The 23737-nt window shown below is 62.5% G+C and carries 25 protein-coding genes; 20 read left to right on the top strand and 5 right to left on the bottom strand.

Annotated features, from left to right (window positions below; genetic code table 11):
• Positions 1-222 precede the first annotated feature (222 nt).
• From ACNEOT_RS03760 to ACNEOT_RS03730, 7 genes are all read left to right on the top strand, one after another.
• Positions 223-1308 (top strand): S-(hydroxymethyl)mycothiol dehydrogenase, encoded by a 1086-nt coding sequence (locus tag ACNEOT_RS03760; RefSeq protein ID WP_415972241.1) that lies wholly within the window; start codon positions 223-225, stop codon positions 1306-1308.
• Positions 1305-1937, top strand: coding sequence for an MBL fold metallo-hydrolase (locus ACNEOT_RS03755; RefSeq protein WP_415972239.1), 633 nt, complete (start codon positions 1305-1307; stop codon positions 1935-1937). The genes ACNEOT_RS03760 and ACNEOT_RS03755 overlap by 4 nt, the downstream gene beginning before the upstream one ends.
• Before the next feature lie 303 nt (positions 1938-2240).
• Positions 2241-2603, top strand: a complete 363-nt coding sequence (locus ACNEOT_RS03750; protein WP_415972238.1) for a bifunctional 3-phenylpropionate/cinnamic acid dioxygenase ferredoxin subunit — start codon at positions 2241-2243, stop codon at positions 2601-2603.
• Positions 2604-2608: 5 nt separating this feature from the next.
• The gene (locus tag ACNEOT_RS03745) at positions 2609-3763 is read left to right on the top strand and encodes an NAD(P)/FAD-dependent oxidoreductase (protein ID WP_415972236.1); all 1155 of its coding nucleotides are present in this window, start codon (positions 2609-2611) and stop codon (positions 3761-3763) included.
• A 98-nt stretch (positions 3764-3861) separates the two neighbouring features.
• Complete coding sequence (locus ACNEOT_RS03740; RefSeq protein ID WP_415972234.1) at positions 3862-4998, top strand: aromatic ring-hydroxylating oxygenase subunit alpha; 1137 nt, start codon at positions 3862-3864, stop codon at positions 4996-4998.
• 41 nt (positions 4999-5039) lie between these two features.
• Entirely contained in the window at positions 5040-5732 is a 693-nt protein-coding gene (locus ACNEOT_RS03735) for a GntR family transcriptional regulator (RefSeq protein WP_415972232.1), read from the top strand.
• 59 nt (positions 5733-5791) lie between these two features.
• Positions 5792-6595, top strand: coding sequence for an IclR family transcriptional regulator (locus ACNEOT_RS03730; RefSeq protein ID WP_415972230.1), 804 nt, complete (start codon positions 5792-5794; stop codon positions 6593-6595).
• On the opposite strand, the gene ACNEOT_RS03725 is transcribed toward ACNEOT_RS03730, so the two are convergent.
• A complete protein-coding gene (locus ACNEOT_RS03725; RefSeq protein WP_415972228.1) occupies positions 6565-7440 on the bottom strand; it encodes a bifunctional methylenetetrahydrofolate dehydrogenase/methenyltetrahydrofolate cyclohydrolase in 876 nt (291 codons plus the stop codon). The genes ACNEOT_RS03730 and ACNEOT_RS03725 overlap by 31 nt on opposite strands.
• A gap of 109 nt (positions 7441-7549) precedes the next feature.
• On the opposite strand from ACNEOT_RS03725, the gene ACNEOT_RS03720 reads away from it, so the two are divergent.
• Together ACNEOT_RS03720 and ACNEOT_RS03715 are read left to right on the top strand one after the other, a co-directional pair.
• Positions 7550-8014 carry a hypothetical protein gene (locus tag ACNEOT_RS03720; RefSeq protein ID WP_415972226.1) on the top strand — a complete coding sequence of 155 codons (465 nt, stop codon included), beginning with the start codon at positions 7550-7552 and terminating at the stop codon, positions 8012-8014.
• A gap of 90 nt (positions 8015-8104) precedes the next feature.
• A complete protein-coding gene (locus ACNEOT_RS03715; RefSeq protein WP_415972224.1) occupies positions 8105-8746 on the top strand; it encodes a LysE family translocator in 642 nt (213 codons plus the stop codon).
• 17 nt (positions 8747-8763) lie between these two features.
• Here the strand turns inward: ACNEOT_RS03715 and ACNEOT_RS03710 are convergent, their stop codons facing one another.
• Positions 8764-10161 (bottom strand): class I adenylate-forming enzyme family protein, encoded by a 1398-nt coding sequence (locus tag ACNEOT_RS03710; protein WP_415972222.1) that lies wholly within the window; start codon positions 10159-10161, stop codon positions 8764-8766.
• A 473-nt stretch (positions 10162-10634) separates the two neighbouring features.
• Between ACNEOT_RS03710 and ACNEOT_RS03705 the strand changes: the two genes are divergently transcribed.
• The gene (locus ACNEOT_RS03705; protein ID WP_415972220.1) at positions 10635-11822 is read left to right on the top strand and encodes an acyltransferase family protein; all 1188 of its coding nucleotides are present in this window, start codon (positions 10635-10637) and stop codon (positions 11820-11822) included.
• The gene (locus ACNEOT_RS03700) at positions 11819-12670 is read left to right on the top strand and encodes an alpha/beta fold hydrolase (protein ID WP_415972218.1); all 852 of its coding nucleotides are present in this window, start codon (positions 11819-11821) and stop codon (positions 12668-12670) included. The genes ACNEOT_RS03705 and ACNEOT_RS03700 overlap by 4 nt, the downstream gene beginning before the upstream one ends.
• Positions 12671-12907: 237 nt before the next feature.
• On the opposite strand, the gene ACNEOT_RS03695 is transcribed toward ACNEOT_RS03700, so the two are convergent.
• Positions 12908-13702 (bottom strand): response regulator transcription factor, encoded by a 795-nt coding sequence (locus ACNEOT_RS03695; protein ID WP_415972216.1) that lies wholly within the window; start codon positions 13700-13702, stop codon positions 12908-12910.
• Between the two features lie 104 nt (positions 13703-13806).
• A complete protein-coding gene (locus tag ACNEOT_RS03690; protein ID WP_415972214.1) occupies positions 13807-14256 on the bottom strand; it encodes a MerR family transcriptional regulator in 450 nt (149 codons plus the stop codon).
• Positions 14257-14347: 91 nt separating this feature from the next.
• Between ACNEOT_RS03690 and ACNEOT_RS03685 the strand changes: the two genes are divergently transcribed.
• Genes ACNEOT_RS03685 through ACNEOT_RS03675 form a run of 3 tightly spaced genes read left to right on the top strand, consistent with a single transcriptional unit; the run spans position 14348 to position 18122 of the window.
• Positions 14348-15580 (top strand): MFS transporter, encoded by a 1233-nt coding sequence (locus ACNEOT_RS03685; protein WP_415972212.1) that lies wholly within the window; start codon positions 14348-14350, stop codon positions 15578-15580.
• Entirely contained in the window at positions 15580-16941 is a 1362-nt protein-coding gene (locus tag ACNEOT_RS03680; RefSeq protein ID WP_415972211.1) for an NtaA/DmoA family FMN-dependent monooxygenase, read from the top strand. The genes ACNEOT_RS03685 and ACNEOT_RS03680 overlap by 1 nt, the downstream gene beginning before the upstream one ends.
• The gene (locus ACNEOT_RS03675; RefSeq protein WP_415972209.1) at positions 16920-18122 is read left to right on the top strand and encodes an LLM class flavin-dependent oxidoreductase; all 1203 of its coding nucleotides are present in this window, start codon (positions 16920-16922) and stop codon (positions 18120-18122) included. The genes ACNEOT_RS03680 and ACNEOT_RS03675 overlap by 22 nt, the downstream gene beginning before the upstream one ends.
• Here ACNEOT_RS03675 and ACNEOT_RS03670 read toward each other — a convergent pair.
• Positions 18090-18776, bottom strand: coding sequence for a hypothetical protein (locus ACNEOT_RS03670; protein WP_415972208.1), 687 nt, complete (start codon positions 18774-18776; stop codon positions 18090-18092). The genes ACNEOT_RS03675 and ACNEOT_RS03670 overlap by 33 nt on opposite strands.
• A gap of 260 nt (positions 18777-19036) precedes the next feature.
• Here ACNEOT_RS03670 and ACNEOT_RS03665 point away from each other — a divergent pair, with 260 nt between their 5' ends.
• From ACNEOT_RS03665 to ACNEOT_RS03640, 6 genes are read left to right on the top strand one after another with little or no spacing between them, the layout of a single operon-like run.
• Positions 19037-20218: a hypothetical protein gene (locus ACNEOT_RS03665; RefSeq protein ID WP_415972206.1), complete on the top strand. Its 1182-nt coding sequence runs from the start codon at positions 19037-19039 to the stop codon at positions 20216-20218.
• A 2-nt stretch (positions 20219-20220) separates the two neighbouring features.
• Positions 20221-20400: a hypothetical protein gene (locus ACNEOT_RS03660; RefSeq protein WP_415972205.1), complete on the top strand. Its 180-nt coding sequence runs from the start codon at positions 20221-20223 to the stop codon at positions 20398-20400.
• A gap of 3 nt (positions 20401-20403) precedes the next feature.
• A complete protein-coding gene (locus tag ACNEOT_RS03655) occupies positions 20404-21249 on the top strand; it encodes an ATP-grasp domain-containing protein (protein ID WP_415972203.1) in 846 nt (281 codons plus the stop codon).
• Entirely contained in the window at positions 21246-22307 is a 1062-nt protein-coding gene (gene argC / locus ACNEOT_RS03650; protein WP_415972202.1) for an N-acetyl-gamma-glutamyl-phosphate reductase, read from the top strand. Before ACNEOT_RS03655 ends, argC begins: the two co-directional genes overlap by 4 nt.
• Complete coding sequence (locus tag ACNEOT_RS03645) at positions 22304-23152, top strand: hypothetical protein (protein WP_415972200.1); 849 nt, start codon at positions 22304-22306, stop codon at positions 23150-23152. Before argC ends, ACNEOT_RS03645 begins: the two co-directional genes overlap by 4 nt.
• Positions 23145-23717 carry a type 1 glutamine amidotransferase gene (locus ACNEOT_RS03640; RefSeq protein ID WP_415972198.1) on the top strand — a complete coding sequence of 191 codons (573 nt, stop codon included), beginning with the start codon at positions 23145-23147 and terminating at the stop codon, positions 23715-23717. Before ACNEOT_RS03645 ends, ACNEOT_RS03640 begins: the two co-directional genes overlap by 8 nt.
• Positions 23718-23737: the final 20 nt, after the last annotated feature.

Here is a 23737-nt window from a genome sequence, read left to right as displayed (position 1 = left end):
TGCGATGTCAAGAGATGATTGTCCTCTCGAGGCGGCCCAATGGGACCGTTTCCCGCAACTCAACCCTTCGACCAGCGCAGATGACCACGAGGTCTCGGCAATCGACACGTTTCGATACCGGTATTTAACATTCCACTCTGCCCTGTAACTGATATATTAACTCGTATCCACGCCCGGCGAACAGCCGTTGGCACTGCCACACCTCTCCCAGGAGCAACAACCATGCCGCAGCAGGTCCGCGCCGTCGTCGCCAAGAGCAAGGGCGCACCCGTCTCCATCGAGACGATCACCATCCCCGATCCCGGACCGAACGAGGTCGTGGTGAAGATTCAGGCCTGCGGGGTGTGCCACACCGACCTGCACTACCGCGAAGGCGGCATCAACGACGAATTCCCGTTCCTGCTCGGACACGAAGCCGCCGGCATCGTCGAGACCATCGGCGACCGCGTCGAACACGTCGAGGTCGGCGACTTCGTCGTCCTCAACTGGCGAGCCGTGTGCGGGGAATGCCGCGCCTGCAAACGCGGCACCCCGTGGTACTGCTTCGACACCCACAACGCCGCACAGAAGATGACCCTCGACGACGGCACCGAACTGACCCCGGCGCTGGGCATCGGCGCATTCGCCGAGAAAACCCTCGTCCACGAAGGCCAGTGCACCAAGGTCAACCCGGACGCCGACCCCGCCGTCGTCGGACTGCTCGGCTGCGGCGTGATGGCCGGACTCGGCGCGGCAATGAACACCGGCAACGTCTCCCGCGGAGATTCGGTCGCGGTGATCGGCTGCGGCGGTGTCGGCGACGCCGCGATCGCCGGAGCCCGCCTGGCGGGGGCGTCGACGATCATCGCCGTCGACCGCGACCCGGGCAAGCTCGAATGGGCACTGGGCCTGGGAGCCACCCACACCGTCGACTCCTCGGTCGTCGACGCCGTCGAGGCGGTGCAGGAACTCACCGGAGGGTTCGGTGCCGATGTCGTCATCGACGCCGTCGGCCGCCCCGAGACGTGGAAGCAGGCGTTCTACGCCCGCGATCTGGCCGGAACCGTCGTCCTCGTCGGTGTCCCGACACCGGAGATGACCCTCGAGATGCCGCTGATCGACTTCTTCTCCCGCGGCGGATCACTGAAATCGTCCTGGTACGGAGACTGCCTGCCCGAACGCGACTTCCCGCAGTTGGTGGACCTGTACCAGCAGGGCCGGTTGCCGCTCGAGAAGTTCGTCACCGAACGCATCACCCTCGACGACGTCGAAGCCGCGTTCGACAAGATGCATCAGGGCACCGTGCTGCGGTCGGTGGTGATCCTGTGAGCGGGACCTTCCGTGTCCAGAACGTCGTCACCTCGGGCACGTTCAGCCTCGACGGTGGCACCTGGGATGTGGACAACAACATCTGGCTCATCGGTGACGACGACGAGGTGGTGATCGTCGACGCCGCCCACACCGCCGCCCCCATCATCGATGCGGTCGCCGGCCGGAATGTGACGGCGATCGTCTGCACCCACGGTCACAACGACCACGTCACCGTCGCCCCCGAGTTGGCCGAGGCCCTCGATGCGCCGATCCTGTTGCACCCCGCCGACGACATGCTGTGGGACCAGACCCACCCCGGGGTCGGGCACGCCGCCCTCGAGGACGGCCAGCGCATCACCGTCGCCGGCACCGACATCCTGGCGTTGCACACCCCCGGGCATTCACCCGGCTCGACGTGCCTGTATCTGCCCGAAGCAGGACAGTTGTTCTCCGGTGACACCCTCTTCTCCGGCGGACCCGGAGCCACCGGACGCTCGTACTCGGATTTCCCGACCATCATCGGATCCATCCGAGACCGCCTCTTCGCCCTCCCTGTCGAGACCCGCGTCAACACCGGACACGGCGACGGAACCCGCATCGGCGACGAAGCACCACACCTCGAAGAATGGATCGCCCGCGGCAACTGAGCCGCTGATATATCAAGATCGCGAGTTCTACCCATCGGTAACCGATGCCTGACGGCGTCCCGGACCGTCGCCGTCCAGTCCGGGTGCCGCCGAGCCTGCCGGTCGACTGCGCGTCATCTAGTCATTACATGGGCTAATTATGCTGATCAGCAGCCCCAACCTGCGTCTTGTCCGATTCGCGTTACATCATGTTTCGCAGGCGTGAAAAGTGGCGTCTCCTCTTGACACGCCCCTGTGGCGATGTTCACACTATTGTTGCGGCCAGTAAGACGTGTTCCGCATAGCGATACAGAGAGGATCCGAATGCTCGAGGTGTGCCCATTGGCCGACCTTCCCGGCGGCGAAGCCCTTCGCGTCGACACCACCCCTCCGGTGGCGGTGTTCCACACCGAGGACGGTGAGCTGTTCGCGATCGACGACACCTGTACGCATCAGGACGCGTCGCTCGCCGACGGCTGGCTGGAAGGATGCGCGGTCGAATGTCCGCTCCACGCGTCCACGTTCGACCTGCGCACAGGAGCTGTCGACGCTCCCCCCGCGAAGTTGCCGGTGCGCACTCACACCGTTGTCGTCGACGACGGTGTGATCTACATCGAGCTGAGCACCGCGGCCCCCAATCTTCCGCCCGACGTTCGTGGCCGTCTGGCCGCCGAGGGTCGACCGTGAAAAGCGTGACCATCGTCGGGGCATCCCTGGCGGGACTGTGCTCGGCGCGCGCGTTGCGGGCAGCCGGGTTCGACGGCGCAGTGACCATCATCGGTGCCGAAAGCCACCGACCCTACGACCGCCCTCCGCTGTCCAAGGAGTATCTGGCCGGCGAGGTGGACGTGGCGACTCTCGCGCTCGAACCCGAGGACGAAAACCTCGATGCCACCTGGATTCTGGGCCGCACAGCCACCGCACTGGATGCCTCGCGTCGCACCGTCACCCTCGACGACGGCGCCGAAGTCACGTCCGACGGCGTCATCGTGGCCACCGGTTCACGCGCACGATCGCTTCCCGGGACCGAGCACCTGTCGGGTGTGCACGTTCTGCGCACCATCGACGACGCCGACCGCTTGCGGGCAGAACTCGTGCCAGGAGCGCGGTTGGTCGTCATCGGTGCCGGGTTCATCGGAGCCGAAGTAGCCTCCACTGCACGGAGACTGGGCCTCGACGTCACCGTCGTCGAGGCCGCACCGTCACCGCTCGCCGGACCACTCGGTACCCGGCTGGGCAGCGCGGTGGGCAACCTGCACCGCGACAACGGCACCACGTTGATCTGCGGAATTGCCGTCGACGGCCTCACCGGCACCGACCGCGTCGAGGGCGTTCGACTCGCGGACGGTCGGCTGCTCGACGCGGACGTCGTGGTCGTCGGCATCGGCGGTGTTCCGAACATCGATTGGCTGAGTACCAGTGGACTCGCCCTCGGCAACGGAATCCTGTGCGACGGCGGCGGGGCAACGGCGCTTCCCGGAGTGGTCGCCGTCGGCGACTGCGCCGCGTGGCTCGATTCGAGCGGCATCCATCGACGGGTCGAGCATTGGGCAGGCGCGTCCGAAAGACCGACCGTCGCAGTGGCGACGCTGCTGGCGGGCAGCTACGGCGGCCAACACGTCAAACCCCCGTACTTCTGGTCCGACCAGTACGGCTCACGCATCCAATTCGCCGGCACCGCAGGGCCGGACAACGAATGCACCATCGAAGAGGGTTCGCCCGAGGCGGGCAGCTTTCTCGCCGTGTACCGATCCGACGGACTTCCGGTCGGCGTACTCGGTGTCAATCAGGTTCGATTGTTCACCCGCTGGCGTCGACAGCTCTCGGCTCCTGCCCGCGCGGTCTGACACCACCAGCAGACCCGATGCTCCACCCGTCGTAACCCGCTATCGCAGTTGACGTCTCGCCACCGATCCTCGAGGTCGGCCACGTACGGAGGACCCCCTTGACCACAATTCCCGATACCTCGCTCCCCCTGCCCGAGAGCCTGATCTCCACCCTCCCGGGTCGCTACTACACCGATCCGGCGATCTTCGAACTCGAACAGGAGAAGATCTTCGAGGAACTGTGGATCTGCGCCGTCCGTGCTGCGGACCTGGACAAGCCCGGTGCCTTCCGCACCGTGCAGATCGGTCGGGAGAGCGTGATCGTGACACGGACACGCACCGGGGCCATCAAGGCCTACCTCAACGTCTGCGCGCACCGAGGCGCGCGGATCTGCATGGAAGACAAGGGCGAGGTCAAGCGATCGTTCCAATGCCCGTACCACGCCTGGACATACGATCTCGACGGAAAGCTCATCGCTGCACCGAATCTCACCAAGATGCCCGACATCGACCGGGTTCGCTACGGCCTGTCCTCGGTGTCGGTGGAGGAATGGCTCGGTTACGTCTGGGTCAACCTGAGCGACAATCCGGCATCCTTCGACACCACCGTGGTGCAGGACATCCGCGACCGACTCGGTGACGTCGAATCGATCGACCGTTACAAGATCGAGGACCTCGGACTCGGCAGGCGCGTCAGCTACGACGTCAAGGCGAACTGGAAGCTCATCATCGAGAACTTCATGGAGTGCTACCACTGCGCCACGATCCATCCGGAGCTGACCGAGGTACTGCCGGAGTTCGCCGACGGCTATGCAGCCCAGTACTACGTCGGCCACGGAGCCGAATTCGGTGAATCCGTACGAGGATTCACGCTCGACGGATCCGAGGGGCACGACGCGATTCCGGGAATCGCACCCGAGCAGGATCGGCGCTACTACGCAATCACCGTTCGTCCCCAGGTGTTCGTCAACCTCGTCCCCGATCACGTCATCATCCACCGCATGTATCCGATCGCGGCCGATCACACTCTGGTGGAATGCGATTGGCTCTACCTGCCAGGGGTCGTCGCCTCGGGACGGGACCTGCAGCACTCCGTGGAGCTGTTCCATCGGGTGAATCTGCAGGACTTCGAGGCCTGCGAACGCTGCCAGCCCGCCATGAACTCGCGCAAGTATCGCGACGGCGGCGTGCTGGTGGGCAGCGAACACCACATCGGCATCTTCCACGATTGGTTGAAGAACCGTATCGAGGCCTGACCGCCCCTGCCGCAGTCTCGGTGCCGATAGGATCGGTGACCATGAGCGTCGAGGCGGAGTCGTCCAGCACCCCCGGATCGTCGGGGGTGTCGGCCGAGCCGGGGGCGACGATGGCAGACATCGCGTACGCGGCCATTCGCGACAAGCTCGTCATGCTCGCAATCAAGCCCGGTGAAGCCGTCGTCGAATCTGCCCTGTCCGTCGAGCTGGGCGTCGGCCGCACACCGGTGCGGGAGGCGCTCAAACGGCTCGAGTACGAGCGGCTCGTCATCTCGCACGCACGACGCGGCACGTTCGCGACGTCGATCGACGTCGCCGACCTGGGTGACATCTCCGAGATCCGTCAACGCCTCGAGCCGCTGGCGGCCACCAAGGCAGCCACGGCGGCGACGGCGACGCAGCGGCAAGTGCTGTTGGGCATGGCCGACCGCACCGAGAAGTTCGAGGCCGCACCGCCCAGCCAGTACGACCTGATCAAGTGGGACGCAGAAGTCCACCGCACCGTGTACCGGCTGGCGTCGAACCCCGTTCTCGAAGACGCGCTGATCCGCTACAACAATCTCGCCACACGCATCTTCTGGCTGTTCATGGATCGTCTGCCCCCACTCGCCGATCACGTGGGTACGCACACCGAGCTTCTGCGCGCCATCGCGGCGGGCGATGCGGAGACCGCCGCAACGATCGCCCGAGCACACGTGACCGAGTTCGACGTTGCAGTTCGGGCCGTCATCTAGACGTCACCGCCCGAGGGGGCGTACCACCAGGTAGGTGTCCGGTACGTATAGTCCAGGGGGTGGCAACCGACGATTCGACACGTGCCCCGGAGGGCGGCGTCCAATCCGTCGACCGCGCATTTCGAGTGCTCGAGGTTGTGGCCAGGCTCGGGGAGGCAGGCGTCAGCGCCATCGCCACCGAAATCGGCGTACACAAGTCCACCGTGTCGCGGCTCTTGGCGTCGCTCGAAGAGCACGACATGGTGATGCAGACTCACAATCGCGGGAAATACCGGCTCAGCCTGGGGGTTCTCAGGCTTGCCGCGGCCGTGCCCGAGCGCCTCGAGATCACCGAATACGGCCACGCCGTCTGCGAACGCCTCGCCGGAAAGCTCGGTGAAACTGTGAATATCGCTGTGCTGCGCGCCAATACAGCGATACACCTCGATCAGGCTCGCGGACCCAGCTCGGTCGGAACTCACAACTGGATCGGTGAACAGACTCCCCTGCACGCCACCGCGAGCGGCAAGGTACTACTGGCCGCCCTCGATCCCGACACTCGACGCACCGTCGTCGATTCGCTCGAGCTGCATCGGTACACCGAGCACACACTCACCACGGTTGCCGCCCTCACCGCCGAACTCGACGCGGCCGTGACCCTCGGATATGCCGTCGTGGTCGAGGAATTCGAGACCGGGCTCAATGCCATTGCGGCCCCGATTCTCGACTACACCGGTAAAACCACTGCCGCACTGAGCATTTCCGGTCCGGTCTATCGTTTCGACGAGACCCGAATGCGGGCGATAGTCCCGGACGTTCTGGCCGCAGCCGCCGAGATCAGCGAGAAGATGGGCTACCGCGAGTCGTTCATCCCCACGGCCTGAGCGGTTTCCGCGCATTCCACGACGTTCGTCAGCAGCATGGCGCGGGTCATCGGTCCGACACCGCCGGTGGCACCGCTGAGCCGTCCTGCGACCTGCTCGACGCCGGGATGGACGTCGCCGAGGATTCCTTCGACGGTGCGGGTGATACCCACCGACAACACCGTGGCCCCGGCACTGATCCAATCGGGACGCACCAGGTGCGCAACGCCCGCTGCTGCGATGACGACGTCGGCAGCTCGCGTATGCGCAGCGGTGTCCACCGTCGCCTCGTGGCACATGGTGACCGTCGCATGCTCGCTGCGCCGGGTGAGCATCAGACCGAGCGGGCGGCCCACGGTGATGCCACACCCGATGATGCAGAAGCGCGCGCCGGTGATCGGAACATCATGGTGGCGAAGCAGTTCCAGAATTCCGCGCGGTGTACAGGGCAACGGCCCGTCCATGCCGAGCACGAGCCGACCGAGATTGGTCGGGTGCAGTCCGTCTGCGTCCTTGCGCGGATCGATGAGCTCTATCACCCGGTGAGTGTCGATGTGTGACGGCAGCGGCAGCTGCACGATGAAGCCGGTGCACTCGGGGTCTGCATTGAGGGCATGTACCGCATCTTCGATCTCGCGCTGGGTCGCGGACGCGGGCAGCCGCACCTGAATCGAATGCAGTCCCACCTCGGCACAGTCACGATGCTTGGCTGCGACGTACGAACGACTACCCGGATCGTCGCCCACCAGGATCGTGCCGAGTCCGGGCCTGATCCCTCGCGCAAGGAGCGTGTCGACTCGATTCCGCAGATCGTCCTTGACGATTGCACTGACTGCCGTCCCATCGATCTTCAGCGCTGTGGTCATACCTTCGGTTCCTCGGGCTTTCGTCTTCTGTCGTGATATATCAACTGTCGGTCAGGCTACTTCGTGTTCTTGCAGCCGGTCAAGAGCCGGGGTGTGGGAAGGTCGGGCGATGGAGCCACTGCAACCGATGCGGCCGGTCAGCGTGCAGCGCGATGAGCGCGAGCCTGCACCTCGCTGGAAGCTGGCCGGCACCTACGTCATCCTTGCCGCCCTCTGCCTGACGGTGGTTCTGGTCGACGAAGGACAGAACTGGTTGGCCGCGGCAGGAGTCTGCGCGTCGGCCATAGGAGCGGCGTTCATTGTCGCGTCGACGCGGCGAACCATGCGAGAGAACGCGGGCCGCCGCATTCCGTTACTCGGTCGACCGCCGGTCGAACCCCGTCGAGTAGACCTATTGGACACGTTCGGACAACCGATGGTCCTCCTCGGCGTAGTGATGGCCCTGAAGAGCGCGTCCGTGCCGTGGTCCGTCGCATTGCCGGTCGTCTGCATCGGTGTGGTCGGTGCGCCCTTCGCAGCGCAGGCGTGGCACAACCGTCGGGTTCGCAGAGCGTCCGAGCGACTACCTGGGTAGCGTGCAGACCTGCCCACCCTGTGAACCGACGAAGCCGATTGCGCTACTCTCGATCGCCTCCGAGTCGCACCGAGAGGATCCCAAGGACCCGTGAGCGTGCCGTGGGCTGTGTTCTTGTCTTTGGTGTTGGCCAGCTACATCTCTCCCGGGCCCGATACCGTGATGATCCTGCGGTCGAGTGTCGGAGGACGACTCGTCGCGATGGCAGCAGCCGCAGGTGCCTTGTGCAGTTTGGCCGTGCACATGCTCATCAGCGCAGTCGGCCTGTCCGCGTTGATCGTCGCCGTTCCCGGCAGTCTCACCGTTCTCGCGTTGATCGGTGCCGCATATCTCGCCTACCTCGGAGTCCGCGCGCTTTCAGCGAGCCGCCGAATCAGGCGGAGCAACGAAAGTCCACTTGCCGTCGGTGCCGAACCCGGATCGAGTAGACGTGCCTTCCGCGGCACCTTCGTCACCAATCTGACGAACCCGAAAGTGATTCTGTTCTTCGTCGCCGTGCTGCCACAATTCGTCGACCGATCGTCCTCGTGGCCGATCGCGATGCAACTCGGCGTGCTCGGCGCGGCCGACGTCCTCGTCGGAGTTCTCTACCTACCGATACTGGTTGTGTTCGGCGTCAGAGCTTTTCGCAATCTGGGATCACGCGGACTGGCCAACCTGGAACTGGGAGTGGGCGTGCTGCTGATGATCTTCGCTGCAGCGCTCCTCGTCGACGCCGTCGTGCGGAACTAGACGCCGCATCCTCGAACTCACCGAAGGTCCTTCTTCGCGATCTTTCCGACGGCGTTCTTCGGCAGAGCATCGTGAACGACCATGCGGCTGGGTCGCTTGTACTTGGCCAAGCTCCGTTCACAGTGTGCTTCCAACTCGTCGACGAAGATCGTTCTGCCGGCTCGTGCGACAACGTGCGCGACGGGGACTTCGCCGTAGACCGGATGTTCTTCGCCGATGACAGCCGCTTCGAGGACGTCGGGGTGCAACTGCAGAACGTGTTCGATTTCGCTCGGTGCGATGTTCTCTCCGCCGCGAATTATCATGTCCTTGAGGCGATCCACCAGGACGAGATAACCGTCCGAGTCGACGACGCCGACGTCTCCGGTATGCAGCCACCCGTCGCGAATCGTATTGTCGGTGATCTCCGGTAGACCCAGGTATCCCTGCATGACGGTCTCGCCGCGCACCAGCACCTCCCCGGTTCGACCGGGATGAGTACTCGGTCCGTCGGGAGTTCGGATGGCGATGTCGACACCCGGTAGCGCGATGCCCACCGTGCCCGGCTTGCGGAGTCCGCTGGGCGGGTTGATGGTTGCTGCGACAGTACATTCGGACAGGCCGTAGCCCTCGACGATGGGAACGTGGAAGGTCGACTCGAACGACGCGATCAATCCGGCCGGCATGGGCGCTGCCCCGCAGATGACGAAACGCAGCGACGAGACATCGCGGTCCGTCGGTCCTCGATCCGCCAGCAACGAATACATGGTCGGTACTGCGGAGAAGTATGTGGGTCGGACGCGTTCTACGTTGTCCCAGAACGTGTCCGGGGAGAATCGCGGCGCGACATGGACATTTCCGCCGGCTCGCAACGGGGCAACCGTGCCAACGACAAGGCCGTTGCAATGAAAAAGTGGGAGCACCAGCAAGCTCGTGTCTGCGTCGCCGAGTTCGCACGCAGTGACGATCGCCGCGCTCATGCGGTCGATGTTGCGATGGGTCAGTACACAGCCTTTCGGACGCCCCGTCGTTCCCGAGGTGTAGACGATCAGTGCGGGAGCGGAATGAGCGTCGGGCCCCGGGATGGCGCGGCCGACGCCCATCTGTACGCCTTCGCCACGATGCTGCTCGGAATCGACATCGACGAATGAAATGTTCTGCGCACGTGCAAGATTGCCGGCTCGATCGTTCCCGACGAGCGCGCGGGTGGTGGAGTCCTCGAGCTGATAGCGCACTTCGTCGTCGGTGAGTGCCGGGTTGACGGGTGTCAACGTCGCTCCCAGCGCCCACGCTGCATACATCGTGGTGATGATCTCGATGCGGTTCGGGAGCAGGACTGCGACCACGTCGCCTGCTCCCACTCCCGCCAGATAATGTCTTTCCGCCTCGACGGCACGTAGCCACCTCGAGCTGTAAACCGGAATGGAGCGAGGCATGCCCTATGTCTACGGCGTCCTCGGCGGCGGCAGCTGTCACCATCGCATCGTGGGCCTGATCGTCGGCGAGCGGACCGATGGTCCTGTAATCGAACTGGTGCTCGGCGTACGAGCACGCGTCTGCCAATACTTGCGCGAGGTTCGGCAGGCCCGCGCCACACACGGAGAACGACCATCCGAGCTGGGCTGCACGAGTGCTGGGTTGCCAGAACTATCTGCAGTAGCGCGGGCTCGAGCTCCTGCAACTCCTCGACTCATCCTTCAACGGCGATGGCACCTGACGCGGCGGAGTCGAGCGCGGACCCGATGCACGGCTAATCGTGTGGCGTTCCGCGACGGCCAGTAAATGTTAAAAAGATATCTCACCAGCAGTAAAATTACGATCACACAGCCATATTTTTGGTGGTTTCCGTCACAGTAGCGCTGAGATTACTTGACCCTGCCACTGGTGTGAAGGTTCTTAGGATCGGTTCATGTCCTCGAATAAGGAGCCTCTGGGGCGTACAACCGACGCCGACGCCGACGATCGATCCCCTCAGCGCGTGACTCTGCACGGACTCGCTGCAATTCGCCTGATCCCATCGTTTATTATTGTGGTGTCGCATTTCAGTTTCTTGCACCTGACGAGTAACGTCGCCGCGGACAGCATTCTCTTCACAGTGGTGAATCCTGCCGGATGCAACGCTGTATCATTTTTCATGATCTTGAGCGGCTTCATCTTGGCATGGATCACTAGCCAACCCGATACCTTGGTTTTTCGGAATTTCCTGGTCAAGAGGCTATTGAGGGTCTGGCCCGTTCACGTCGTGGCATCTATCCTGGCCTTAGCGTTGCTCTGGAAATTGGATTGGGCCATACCAGTGAATCTGTTCCTACTTCACGCGTGGATACCTGACCCGAACGCATACTACTCACTCAATGCACCGTCGTGGACCTTGTGCACCGAGCTTGTCTTGTATCTAATATTCCCCAAACTGATAGGCCGACTTTCACGCGCGAGTTCTGCAAAACTGGGGACACTATTGTCCACGCTCGTAGCGACAGTGATCCTCATTCCGGCTCTTCTGACGCTCTTTCCCGACGGGGGTCGGATCGGTAACGTCGCGTTCGTCGAGCACATGCAACCAGTCGAGATATCGTCATGGAAATACTGGTTCGTCTACATATTTCCCCTTACCCGCTTGCTAGAGTGCATCATCGGCGTGATTGTGTGCATTCTGGTGCGGCGCGGAATTTGGCCACGATCCATTTTGTTGGCCTGCAGCGTACTAGCACTGGCAGTCGTGCTCGAGGTGACGACACTCCCATACCTCTTCTCGCTCACATCAGCCACCGTCCTGCCCATCACACTGCTGATCGGGGCCGTAGCCACACGAGAGATTGCTACTGATCGGGTACCGCACATTGTCAAGAAACTCTCAGTAATAGGAAAATATACCTTTGGAATATACATGTACCAATGGATACTGATCCTATTGTTCGAGACTGCTTTCACTCCGCAATCTATGGGTGCGGCAGAATCCTTCGCATTGATTCCTCTATTCTATCTATTTGCCCTCGCTTTATCGTATTTTTCTTACGGCACCCTGGAAAAATATGTGCGGGAGAAGACCAAAGAATTTCTCAGGAAACAATCCGAGCACGCAAGGAGAACCGTATGACTTTGTTTACGCACATACAGGGAGTAGGTACGCCAGTCTTGCTTCTGCACGGGTTCACGATCGATCACCGCATGATGTTGCCATTGGACCGCAATTTCACCGAACAAAAATGGGAACGTCATTACGTCGACCTTCCCGGGTCTGGTCGTTCACCCAGATTGAACTCGATGAGCTCCGAAGGGGTCGTCGAGACTGTCTCGAACTACATCGACACCCATTTCCGCGACGAGGATTTCGCCTTGGTCGGGGTCTCGTACGGCGGATTCATCGCCCGAGCACTGCACGTTCGATATGGGTCACGTGTGCTCGGGTCGCTTCTCATCGCGCCGGCGGTCAAATCTGCAGGAAACAGGACTGTCAACCCCGACATCCCCGCGGTCGAACGAGACAACTTCGAGTTCGACGTCGATGAGGCCGATCGCGTCTTCCTCGACTCGTTCAAGGCAATCAGCCCCCGTCACACCCATGCTTCATGGTCCGCCTACCACCACCATGTCGTACCTGGCTACCAGGCACACGACCGCGAAGCCGCTCAGGAGCTCCTGCTCAACTACAACCTGGAGCCGCTCCCCGAGGAGTCGCTGACATCGCGCTTGGGCGGAATCAACGTGCTGATCACTGGTAAGCAGGATTCGGTAGTGGGGTGGCGCGATCAGTTGGAACTTCTGGACTACTACGATCGCCAAACGTACGTCGCGGTCGATGGTGCCGGACACAATGTGCATCTCGATCAACCGTTGCTTGTCGATGGCCTGATCGCGATGTGGCTATCGGAGCTGTCGAGGGCCGGATCAGATGGCATCGGTACAGCTGCACTCGCCGAACCCAGCAAGAATCGATCTGCGTAGGGCGCGGCGCATGCCTTGACTGTTGACTCGAGGTGCACTTCTGGACAGTGGCCCACTGGAACTGCGGCCGGATGGTGCGGCATTCCGAACGCACCAAGATCCCCCTCGACGGGGGCCGGTCGAGTTCACCGTCATGCCACATCGAACCGAACTTCACGTATCCCGCAACTGTCGGCCCGCTCGACTCGAGGTGCGTATGGGCCGAGTACCGCTTGTCCCCCGGGCGAAGATGTGAGTCTAGGCAGGAAGTTGGCTCTCTTCTACGGAGCAAATCGAACGATCCGGCTTCGCCGGGGGCAGAGTCATTCGGTAGCCCACTCCGCGGACGGCCTGGATCCAGTGAACCGATCCGAGCTTGGCGCGCAGGCTACTGACGTGCGTGTCGATCGTCCTGTTGGATCCGGTCCAGTCGGTGTCCCAGACGGATCTCATGATGTCTTCTCGCGAGGCCGGTGCCGGGTGCTTGCGGACGAGAAATGCCAGAAGGTCGAATTCCTTCTCCGTGAGAGAAATCCACTTGTTGTCCACGCGTGACCGGCGAGTCGACGCATCGAGCGTCAGGCCACCGAACTCCGTCATCTCCTCTCGCAGGGAAGCTTTCGCTTTCAGTGGACGTGAGCGGCCGATCACAGCATCGATGCGAGCCACTACTTCGTGGAAGCCGCAACTTTTCATCACGCAGTCGTCTGCACCGGCGCGCAGTGCCAGTACCCGGTCGAGTTCATCGTCGGTGTTGACGATCGCAATGATCGGAATGTCAGATTCCCGCCGGATGGTGCTGCAGACATCGAACGCGTCCAAGTCCGGTAGATCCATGTTCAGCAGGACGACATCGCTGGTGCGAAAGTGTTGCAGTGCAGCTTTTCCCGATCCCACCAGATTCACCGTGTGGCCTCGGCGCCGCAGGATGCAGTTGTCGTCGACCACTGCGATCGGGTCGACCGACAGTACCGTCAGATGCCGAATCGGTGCGACCGGGAACTGTCGTGTGCGGATGCGGATCGATCTTTCGGTGTCGAGCTTCGACGCCATACGATTCTCCCCCAACTTCGATGGTCGTAACTCGGTTACCGTAGGTCAGGATCGTTGCGGGCGCGATATTTAAAATCATCCAAACCATGAATGGAACTCGTCGGTCAGGAGGCGATCGCGCTGGTCGCGGTGATGTCGGTAGCGTTTTCGGTTCGGGCGGGAAGAGGTTGCGGTGTTGCAGTCGATCCCTCGTTGGCGATGTCGATCACCTCGTCCAGGTACGACGCAATGGCGTCTCGGTTCTTCATCATGTTCAGGGCACGTTCTTCCATCCGATCGCGCTCGTGCGTGAGCAGAGCGATCATGTCCGGTGTCGCGTCGGCGAAGTGGATGACACGGGGCTTGTCGAGGCAGGGGAGGATTTGCTTGATGATTCTGGTGGGTAGGCCGGCATCGAGCAGTCCACGGATCTGTAAGACGCGATCAACGAACCGGTCGTCGTACGTGCGGTACCCGTTCGCTTCGCGGGTCGAGACGATGAGTTGCCGCTCTTCGTAGTATCGGAGCAGTCGCACCGATGTGTTTGTCGCAGAAGCCAATTCTCCGATGCGCATCCTGTCTCCTCAGCATATCGAGCGAATGTGATGCAGGCCATAGACACCGCTCTTGACCCTCACACCAATGTCAGGGTTTAACCATACTTGCATGACCAGAACTTCAGAACCCGAATCTCGGACAGAACGGCTCCCATTGCTGTCGCTTCTGGCGCTGGCAACCGCCGTCTTCGTCACCAGCCTGACCGAAACTCTCCCCGCAGGACTACTTCCCGCAATGAGCCAGAGCCTGTCCGTCAGCGAGTCCGCTGCGGGGCAGACGATCACAATCTATGCGATCGGAACCGCTCTGACCACCATTCCGCTCACCGTGATCACAGCAGGGTGGCGTCGTAAGCGACTTCTCCTGCTGTCCATCATCGGATTCTTGGTCGCGAACTCGGTGACTGCCGTGTCGTCGAACTACGAGTTGACGATGGTGGCGCGATTCGTGGCAGGTATGGCCGCCGGAGTGGCGTGGGCGCTACTCGCCGGCTACGCCAGACGGCTTGTCCCCGAACACTTGCAGGGACGAGCGATCGCTGTAGCGATGGCCGGAATTCCTGTGGCCCTGGCCGCAGGGGTGCCCCTCGGAACCTTCGTCGGCAAAGAGTTCGGCTGGCGCGTGGCCTTCTGGGCGATGACCGTGATCGCCGTGATTCTCGTGGCCTGGATCGCGGCCTTCGTCCCCGACTTCCCCGGACAGGGACGCGGGAACCGCGCATCGTTCAACCGCACCATCACCACCCCTGGCGTAGGCGCAGTTCTGTTCGTGACACTCACTTTCGTTCTGGCGCACACCATCTTCTACGCCTACATCGCATCGTTCCTCGACAGCGTCGGAGCAGGAGATCAGGTCGATGTCGCACTCCTGGTGTTCGGCATCGCATGCTTGATCAGCATCTGGGTCGTCGGTGCCAAGATCGACCGAACCCTACGCCTGCTCGCCATCACCGCGACCATTCTGTTCGCCGTCGCAGTGACCGCTCTCGGACTGGCCGGCGATACCCCGATCGTGTTGTATGCCGCATTGTTCCTCTGGGGTCTGGCATGGGGAGGAGCACCGACCCTTCTGCAGACCGCAGTCGGTGTAGCCGGAGGCCCGGTGGCCGACGAAGCACAGGCCATGCTGGTCACATTGTGGAACGTTGCCATGGCCGTCGGAGGTGTCATCGGGGGACTGCTGCTGAGTGGAGTGGGACCGAACTCCTTCGCGTGGGCCGCACTGATCATCCTTGCCCCGACGCTGCTGGTCATCGTGCTGGCCAAACGCCACGGATTCGCCGCCCCACCTAAACTCACCGATGCATCCAACAAGCTGGACGTCAACGAAATCCACGCGTGATGAGCAGAAGTACGCGAGTTCATCTGGCCGCGCATCTCCCGGGTGTCGACAGCACCGTGGTGTGGGCGGACCCGCGGTCCCGCAGCCAAACCGAATTCGAGACATTCGAGAACCTGGCCCGATCCGCGGAACGTGGCCTCTTCGACTTCCTGTTCCTCGCCGAAGGTCTTCGTCTCCGCGAATTCAATGGCAAGATCTATGAGAACGACGTGGTGGGGCGGCCGGACTCGCTGGTGTACCTCGCAGCGATCTCGGCCGTCACGTCTCGACTCGGCCTGGCCGCAACCGTCAACACCACGTTCAACGAACCGTACGAACTCGCGCGAAAACTCGCGACGCTCGATCACGTCAGCGGTGGCCGGGCAGCGTGGAACGTGGTCACCACCAACGATGCGTTCACCGGTGCGAATTTCACCCGTGGAGGCTTCCTTCCCGACGATGCGAGATACGAACGGGCCCGCGAGTTCCTCGCTCTCGCGCACGATCTGTGGCGCAGTTGGTCGTCGGGCCCGCTGGCGCCGGATTCGAGCCGCGGGTGGTTCACCGACTCCAGTAGCGGTGCATACGCCCACCACGGGCGGCACTTCGATATTGCGGGCCGCTTCAATGTTCCCACCTCGCCTCAGACGTCGCCGGTCATCATTCAGGCGGGCGACTCCCAGGAAGGCCGCGAACTGGCGGCCGAAACTGCCGACATCGTGTTCAGCAAACACACCGCCCCGGCACCCGGGCGCATCTTCTACCAGGACATCAAGAATCGCCTTGCCCGGTTCGACCGCCCGCGCGAGAGTCTGTTGGTCTTCACTCGCGCGAGCGTGGTGCTCGGCGACAGCTCGGCCGATGCACAATCCAGATCCGCCTCTCTTCGGCAGCAACAGATTTCGCCGGTTTCCGCTCTGGAGACATTGGGCGGGATCCTGGGCCTGGACCTGTCCGATCACGACCCTTTCGGGCCGCCGCCACCCCTCGACAGCAGCTACCGCCAGGTCGCTGCTCAAGGTCACACCTTGATCAAAACGAGCGGACGAGCCGACACCGTCCTGCGCCTACACCGTCTACACGAGAGCGATCCAGGAAGCATCGTCGATCTCATGCGCCGCTTCGCCGGCCCGCACACGTTCGTCGGTACACCGCAGCAGGTGGCACACCAGATCGCCGACTACGTCCGCACCGAGGTTGCGGACGGCATCATCGTCGATCCCGCCATCGTTCCCCAGTCGGTGGACGACTTCGTCGACCGGGTAGTGCCCGAACTGCAAGATCTCGGCGTGTACCCCGACCGCTACCGCGGAGAGACATTGCGTGAGAACCTCTTTCCCGACGATCAAGGACACACCCCATGCATCTCACAGTTGCCCTGACAGGAACCGGATGGCACCCGGCAAGCTGGCGAGACACTGCCGCCCGCCCCGACAGAATCATCGACATCGCCTACTGGACAGAAATCGTGCAACTCGCCGAAGCAGGCGGCATCGACTTCGTCACCCTCGAAGACGGTCTTGCCCTTCAGAGCTCGACACTCCACCGCGCCGACGATCGCACCGACGAACTGCGTGGCCAGCTCGATGCAGTCCTCACCTTGGCGGCCCTGGCACCGCGAACCTCCGAGATCGGACTGATTCCCACCGTCAACGTCACACATTCGGAACCGTTTCACGTCAGTTCGCAGATCGCCTCGCTGGACTGGGCCAGCCATGGCCGCGCCGGTCTGCGGCCCCAGATCACGTTCCGCGCCGACGATTCCCGCAATATCGGACGGATGGCGACACCCCAACTCACCGACGACGACATCACCGACCCGGTCAAAATCAGCACCCGTCTCACCGATCTGTTCGACGATGCCGCGCACTACCTGGGGTCAGTGCGCGACCTGTGGGACAGCTGGGACGACGACGCCGTCGTTCGCGACGCGTCGACATTCCGCTACATCGACCGAGATCGACTGCACCGGTTGACGCCGGACGCGAACAGATTCAGGCCACTGGGCCCGTCGATCACACCTCGCTCTCCGCAAGGTCAACCGATCGTCGTTGCACTGGGCCATGCCCCCATTCCGTACCGGCTCGCCGCCCGCGAGGCCGACATCGTCTTCATCACGCCCCACACGGACGCTGACGTCATCGACACCGTGAGCGAGGTCAGGGCAATCGAAGCCCTCGACCGGCCGAGCCGATATCTACCCCTCGCGATCTACGTCGACATCACTGTCCTACTCGACGACGACAAAGCCTCGACAGCCGAACGTCGCGCCGCGCTCGACGCCAACCATCCAGGCACCTGGAGTTCGGACAGCCGAATTTTCAGCGGCACAGCAGACGAACTCGCCGATATCATGGCCGCCTGGCACGCCTTGGGGATCGACGGTTTTCGACTGCGGCCGGCGGTACTTCCGACCGACCTGAGCCGCATCACGACAGCGTTGGTACCAATACTGCAGGACCGGGGTCAACGGCCCACTGCGACACCGCCAGGAACTCTGCGCAGCCGTCTCGGGCTGGCCGTGCCCGAGTCACGGTTTCGCAGGTCGGCCAGCGCGCGCTGACTGTGATCTCAACCACCACGTCGAGGCCATGTTGGACGAGACCATCGGCACTCCGGTCCCTCGAAGAGAATCGATGACGCGCAGGGTTCCCATCCCGGTTCCGGTGAACAGCACTGGATCGGAGCCGGTAGGAGCTGATGTCACCGCGTCGACGAGGTCGTCGTGAGTGACGACGTAGGGGTCGTAGTCGGCGGCTCGCCGCACCGAGATGACTGTGTTCACTGCGATGCCACTGGCCTGCCAGTATGCACGCGAGAGTTCGGTCAACCACGGTTCGTACGGACTGACCAACGTGATCGACGCACAGTCGTGGGCATGCAGATACAGCGTGGTGGCCAGGGCCGATGACGCAACGGGGTAACCAGCCGATTCGGACAGTTCCCTGCAGACCGCACGATCGCCGTCCGCCGAATGAAGGTAATGGGATGCACTGCATGCGACGACAGCCGCATCCAACGGCATCGCGCCGAACCTCGACAGCGCTTCGGGGGTGTCTCGGCCCCATTGAGCCAATACCTCACGAAGGGCGCCCTCCCGGGTAGGGAGGCGTGAAGTGAAGAACTCCGACTCCGTATCGGTGAGCATGCTCCGGTATTCCGGCTCGACAGTCGGGTTCGCCGGCGGAACGACAACACCGAATCGCAACACGTTCACATCACGTCCCATCCTCTAACGCAGGCACGCACCCACCTCCTGTGGATCCGAAGCCAAACTCTAGTTGCCCGACGATGTTGCACCGCTGCACCTTTACGTGATCTGACGACATCGGATACTTCCCGACAGCCCGTGACAATTCCTGACCTGACAAGGGTTGTTCTGCGCTGTCCGATGCAGGAGTCTCATTTACGACAGCCCGAAACGGACCGACGAGTCCGGGCGTGGGACAGCACACGATGTGACTGGGGTGCGGCAAAGTGACTGATGCAGAACATTTTTCAGATCGACCTCGACGAGAGCTTCCCAAGATTTCGGACGCAACGCTGCGAGACACCGCCCACATGGCCGGCGTCGAATTCGGGCCCACCGAAGCCGCGACCATTGCCGGACTGCTCAGAGACACCGGCGTGGACCTGGTGGAGGTCGGAATGATCTCCGGGCCGGAAGCCCGTGACGCAGACATCATCGAGGCAGCCCACGCCGCGATCGGCCCCGATCGATGCCTGAGCCTGGTCGTTGTACGCGACCGTGCTCAGGTCAGCCGCTCCTTCGACGAGGCACAGCGCCTGGGTTGCCAATCCATTCTGCTGTCGATTCCGACCTCGACCGAACATGCAGGGCTCAAGCTCGCCTCGCCCAGTACGAAGTATCTGATCGCGTTGGCACGGTTCGCTATCGACGAAGGAAAGAAGCGTGGACTGCTCATCGAATTCAGCGGTGAGGACGGGGTCCGAACAGACCCCGAACGGCTGGTCGAGTACGTGAGCGCGGGGTTCGATGCCGGTGCCGACCGATTCCGGCTCGCCGAGACCGTCGCCTGCGCTCGGCCGACCGAGGTCGGCGACATCGTCGCATCGCTGGTGGCCATCGAGGGCTCAGAGATCGAAATTCACTCACACAACATGCTCGGCCTGGCGGTCGCCAATTCGTTGGCGGCATACGATGCTGGCGCACAGTGGATTTCGGCGACCGTAGGTGGAATCGGCGAGCGCGGCGGCAACGCGCCGCTCGCCGAAATCCTTGTCGCGCTCCGGTTGTTCCACGGCGAAAGCGACCATGACCTGTCCACGCTGACCGAGCTGTCGCGATACACGTTGGCAACGGAAAACACGGGATTCGCCGGCAGCTTCATGAGCGGTCCGACCAGCGAGTACGCCTACGCCTACGAACTGTCGGGACAACTCGAGCATCCCGCGGCGTACGAGACGATCGCCGCCGAAGCGGTCGGTAACGTACGCAAGCTCTCCGTGCGCTCCCGCCTGTCACCCTCGTTGGTGAACTGGGTGGCCGACACCGTGGACGGTATCGGCACGCTCAGCCCCGACGACATCGACGCAGTGTTGGCCGACCTTGCCCGAGAACCGCACCGGCCGAAGACGTTCATCGACATCGAAGCCGCTGTGTCCGCCCATTTCACCTCGATCCGAAACGGAGTATGACCATGTCACTTCTGAACACAGAATGCCCCGAATGCGAAACCGACTTCGCCACTCCTCCGCTGGATGCAGGGGAAACGATGTCCTGCCCCGAATGCCTACTGACGCTTCGAGTCAGCACGGTGGTCGGTGGCAGGCCGCAGTTCGAGATGGTGCAGACACAGCTTCGCGATTGGGGCGAGTAGCCCATGGCAGCAAGTGTGGCAATCGTCGCCGACCGACTCGGCTGGGAAGAGCAGAAGCTCATCGCCGCGGCCGACCGCACAGGACTGACACTGAAGTGGGTCAACGACGAACAACTCACTGTCGGCCCCGAAGGATCGACTGCACTCGATGGCTACGACGCGGTCCTCGTTCGCAGCCGAAGCTACACCCGAGGAGGCCTTCTCGCAGAGGCACTCTCACCTCATCACCGACTCGTACTCAACAGTGCATCGGCAATCGCCATCTGCGAGAACAAGCTGATCACCAGAACCCGACTGCAGTCGGCCATTCCCGTCGCCGACTATCAGCTGATCCTTACCCGCAAGGACTTCACGCACGCTCTCTCTCACTTCCAGACGCCGGTGGTGTTCAAACCGATCTTCGGCGGCATGGGACGGCGGGTGACGATCATCGAGAACCTCAAGAGCGCCCAGTCCATATACGACTACGTCGAGGATCTCGGGCATGCATTCGAGCAAGCCGCACTCATGGAACGTTTCTACGGTGGCGCGTCGATCCGCGTCTTCGTCATCGGTGACCGCGTCGAAGCCGTCTCACGGTTCACACCTGGGACCGGAGACTGGCGCAGCAACGCCGCCATCGGATCTCATCAGGAGGAACAGAGCATTTCGGCCGACATTCGATCGATCACCGACGAGGTACTGAAGGTGCTCGGCCCCGGAATCTTCGGAGTCGACCTCTTCGAGACCGAGGACGGTTACGTCTTGAACGAGGTCAACCATGCCCCGGCGTTTCGTGCGGTCGCGGACAGCTCAGGAATCGACATCGCCGGCGCGATAGTGAACTACCTCGCATCGGCGCTGTCATGAGCCGGATTCGCGCCGGAATCATCGGTGCATCCGGGATCACCGGAAGTGAGTTGATTCGACTGCTCCTCGCTCACCCTAACGCCGAAATCACCTTCCTGGGTGGATCGTCGAGCATCGGTGCGACGGTCCCGCAGCTACATCCAGGTCTGCGTGAGGCGCGCCTGCCACCGGTCGAGAAAATCAACGAAACAGAGATCGGGAGTCGATGCGATGTGGTCTTCCTGGCCACGCCCGCACATGTATCGGCTCACCTGGCATCCGAGCTTGCAGGAACAGTCCGTGTGATCGATCTCAGCGGCGCGTTCCGCATCCAGGACCCCGAAGTGCATGCTCGCTGGTATCCCGCCGTTCGGCGAGACGAGACACTGGCACGACAGTTCGTCTACGGCGTACCGGAACTGATCGCCGGCGAGATCGTATCGGCCGACTTGATTTCTGTTCCAGGCTGTTTCGCCACGGCTGTCACTCTCGCGCTCGCACCGATAGTCGGCGATCCTGCTCTTCCGCTCGACCGTGTTCTCGTCGACGGCAAGACCGGCTCGAGCGGCGGTGGCATCAGCTACGACAAGGCCGGTGCCCACCCGTATCGAAACGGAGCGATCACCCCGTACGCGCCGAGCGGCCACCGTCATGCCGCCGAAGTGAGGGGCTTCTTCGCGTCCCGCGCGGCGACATCGACCATCCCCATCAGCATGTCGGCATACGGGGTGTCGAACGTTCGAGGATTGCTCGCCAGTTGCTATCTCTTTCCGGCCTCACCGCACGACGGCGGCAACCTGTTCGCTCGTTACACCAAATTCTACAAATCGTCACCGTTCGTCCGGATCCGTCGCCTGGACGAGACATCGATCCCCGTTCCCGACCCGCACGTTCTGGTCGGGTCGAACTATTGCGACATCTCGGTAGTCCGCGACATCGAAGGAGAAAGGATCGTCGTGCTGGCCGCATTGGACAACATTGTCAAAGGTGCTGCAGGACAGGCAGTACAGATGCTCAACATCAGCCTGGGACTGGACCCTGGCCTGGGGCTGCAACACAACCCGGTGGTGCCGGTATGACCGCCGTAGCCGCCCCACCCACCGTGGTCAAGGTCGGTGGTAGCTGCGTTGACGATCTGACACACGAGTGGTGGAACGATCTTGCATGCTTGGCGACCGGTACCGGGTCGACCCGCTTGGTGCTGGTGCACGGATGGTCGGCACCGTTGGCTGCGTATGCCGCCGCGGCCGGCCGCGGCACAACGGTTCTTCGTGATCGGTTCGGCAACCAGAGCCGCCTGACGACCGATCAGACCATCGAGGACATCCACGCCGTGAGCGCAGCGTTGACATCCCGTATCGCCGGGTTACTCGGTGCGCGCGGTGTCAGCAGCACTCGTGTGATCGGAGACAACGGTCTTCTTCATGCCGATCACGGTGAGCGGTATTACTGGGAGGGAAAGACTTTGGTGGAGATCGACAATCGAGTCGGCCCCATTCGACGTGTCGACCCGGAGATGTTGTTCCCGAGTTCGAGCTCCCGGGTCACCATCGTCACCCCTCTCGCGCTCGATCCGAGCGGCAGAACTGTCAATACCGATGGTGACAGAGCCGCTGCCGCTATTGCGGCGGCGTGCAGGGCACCCGTTCTGACCCTGGTGACCAATGTGTCGCATCTGATGGTCGCTGACGAACCCGTCCACGATATATCGAGAGAGGCAGCGGCTGTGCTTCGCGACAACAACACCGCCTCCGGCGGGATGCGAAAGAAGCTGCGGGCCGCGGACGAGGCACTCGCCGGCGGCGTGCAGCGAGTCACGTTGGGATCCGGTCTCACATCGTCACTGCGCGACGGATATGCCGGGACGTCCATCACCTCTGCCGGTGATCGGGCGCAGATCGAGACAGCGGCGGCCAATGGCTGACCCCGAGGTTCTCGTCGTCGACAACGGCACGCTGTCGCTGCCCGCCCTGTGCAAGAGTCTGGAAAAGGTGGGGGCGCAGGTCACCACGATCGCAGTGGGCGACGTCGCCGGCGCACCGCTGCCGCAGCGCTACAAGGGTTTGGTGCTCAGCGGCACGAAAGTTCGTGCCTACGACTCCGAGTTCTATGCACGCCTGATCGATACTGTGTTCGGCTCGACGGTGCCGGTGTGGGGCATATGCGGCGGAATGCAGCTCATCGCACTTGCACGTGGATCGACACTGCAACAGGGGCCCCAGCGAGTGGGTAATCACACGGTCACGGTCGACGCAGTGGATCCGGTCTTCAACCATTGCTCCACCGAACTGACCTTGTTCCAACGCCACACGCTGTATGTGGACACCGCACCCGACGGGTTCGAGGGCATAGGGCGATCCGACCTTGCCCCGGTCGAGTTCATCAGATCGCACGACCACCGAATCTACGGCTCGCAAGCACATCTGGAGTTCAGGGCCGACGGGCGAAAAGTGTTGCAGGGCTTCGTAGATGTCGTCCGCACGTTCTGACAAACCAGATCCGAAAGAGC

Source organism: Rhodococcus sp. 077-4 (assembly GCF_047782425.1).
Taxonomy (GTDB): Bacteria; Actinomycetota; Actinomycetes; order Mycobacteriales; family Mycobacteriaceae; genus Rhodococcoides.
This window is presented reverse-complemented; position numbering and strand designations above follow the sequence as displayed.

Bases quoted from the DNA above. Each gene is read 5' to 3' on its own strand.
- ACNEOT_RS03760 (WP_415972241.1), top strand. From the start codon at position 223: ATGCCGCAGCAGGTCCGCGCCGTCGTCGCCAAGAGCAAGGGCGCACCC.
- ACNEOT_RS03750 (WP_415972238.1), top strand. From the start codon at position 2,241: ATGCTCGAGGTGTGCCCATTGGCCGACCTTCCCGGCGGCGAAGCCCTT.
- ACNEOT_RS03735 (WP_415972232.1), top strand. From the start codon at position 5,040: ATGAGCGTCGAGGCGGAGTCGTCCAGCACCCCCGGATCGTCGGGGGTG.
- ACNEOT_RS03725 (WP_415972228.1), bottom strand. From the start codon at position 7,440: ATGACCACAGCGCTGAAGATCGATGGGACGGCAGTCAGTGCAATCGTC.
- ACNEOT_RS03720 (WP_415972226.1), top strand. From the start codon at position 7,550: ATGGAGCCACTGCAACCGATGCGGCCGGTCAGCGTGCAGCGCGATGAG.
- ACNEOT_RS03710 (WP_415972222.1), bottom strand. From the start codon at position 10,161: ATGCCTCGCTCCATTCCGGTTTACAGCTCGAGGTGGCTACGTGCCGTC.
- ACNEOT_RS03705 (WP_415972220.1), top strand. From the start codon at position 10,635: ATGTCCTCGAATAAGGAGCCTCTGGGGCGTACAACCGACGCCGACGCC.
- ACNEOT_RS03700 (WP_415972218.1), top strand. From the start codon at position 11,819: ATGACTTTGTTTACGCACATACAGGGAGTAGGTACGCCAGTCTTGCTT.
- ACNEOT_RS03695 (WP_415972216.1), bottom strand. From the start codon at position 13,702: ATGGCGTCGAAGCTCGACACCGAAAGATCGATCCGCATCCGCACACGA.
- ACNEOT_RS03690 (WP_415972214.1), bottom strand. From the start codon at position 14,256: ATGCGCATCGGAGAATTGGCTTCTGCGACAAACACATCGGTGCGACTG.
- ACNEOT_RS03685 (WP_415972212.1), top strand. From the start codon at position 14,348: ATGACCAGAACTTCAGAACCCGAATCTCGGACAGAACGGCTCCCATTG.
- ACNEOT_RS03680 (WP_415972211.1), top strand. From the start codon at position 15,580: ATGAGCAGAAGTACGCGAGTTCATCTGGCCGCGCATCTCCCGGGTGTC.
- ACNEOT_RS03675 (WP_415972209.1), top strand. From the start codon at position 16,920: ATGCATCTCACAGTTGCCCTGACAGGAACCGGATGGCACCCGGCAAGC.
- ACNEOT_RS03660 (WP_415972205.1), top strand. From the start codon at position 20,221: ATGTCACTTCTGAACACAGAATGCCCCGAATGCGAAACCGACTTCGCC.
- ACNEOT_RS03655 (WP_415972203.1), top strand. From the start codon at position 20,404: ATGGCAGCAAGTGTGGCAATCGTCGCCGACCGACTCGGCTGGGAAGAG.
- argC (WP_415972202.1), top strand. From the start codon at position 21,246: ATGAGCCGGATTCGCGCCGGAATCATCGGTGCATCCGGGATCACCGGA.
- ACNEOT_RS03645 (WP_415972200.1), top strand. From the start codon at position 22,304: ATGACCGCCGTAGCCGCCCCACCCACCGTGGTCAAGGTCGGTGGTAGC.
- ACNEOT_RS03640 (WP_415972198.1), top strand. From the start codon at position 23,145: ATGGCTGACCCCGAGGTTCTCGTCGTCGACAACGGCACGCTGTCGCTG.